Consider the following 610-nt stretch of genomic DNA (forward strand, 5'->3'; position numbering starts at 1 on the left):
CTTCGCGTCCACTACACAGTATCTGACACAACACCAGCAACCAGACACAAACAGTTGCTCCGCGTGTTTGTCGGTGGCCTATAGCAGCAGGGAAACGCCCGGACCCATTCCGAACCCGGAAGCTAAGCCTGCTAACGCTGATGGTACTGCAACCGGGAGGTTGTGGGAGAGTAAGAAACCGCCGACACCAAACAAAACAAACAACTCAATACAACAATAAGAGACCGTTGAAACACCACTACTGTTTCAACGGTCTCTCCCTTTTCGTTTTGCGGTTTTCACCGTCCCCCCACAACAACAAAAGAGGGGGCGGGCCCAGCATTAACCCGTTGATGGCACCTTTAAACCATCTACGGTGCTGCGCTAGCAGCCGACTGAACCCCACGTCCAAAGACACCCAAAAGTACAGACCCGAAAGTACAGGTAGGGGCCTGCGCTCTTTACGTGCTGCTGCACCTAAGCCTCTAAGAGGCAGCCGTGAGGCGGCAGACTGCCTCCCGGATGACCTCAGGGCGCTTGCAGAAAGCAAAGCGCACCTTGCACTTCCACGGTTCCGGGTTGTCCGTGAAAGCGGCTAGCGGGATGGCGGCCACGCCCTTCGTTTCGGGCA

At 55.9% G+C, this 610-nt stretch carries 1 rRNA gene; it reads left to right on the plus strand.

Annotated features, from left to right (window positions below):
* Positions 1-69: 69 nt before the first annotated feature.
* A 5S ribosomal RNA gene (gene rrf, locus HMPREF3147_RS06260) occupies positions 70-187 on the plus strand.
* Positions 188-610 lie beyond the last annotated feature (423 nt).

It is taken from the genome of Corynebacterium sp. HMSC05D03, assembly GCF_001807205.1.
In the GTDB taxonomy this organism is placed as follows: Bacteria; Actinomycetota; Actinomycetes; order Mycobacteriales; family Mycobacteriaceae; genus Corynebacterium; species Corynebacterium aurimucosum.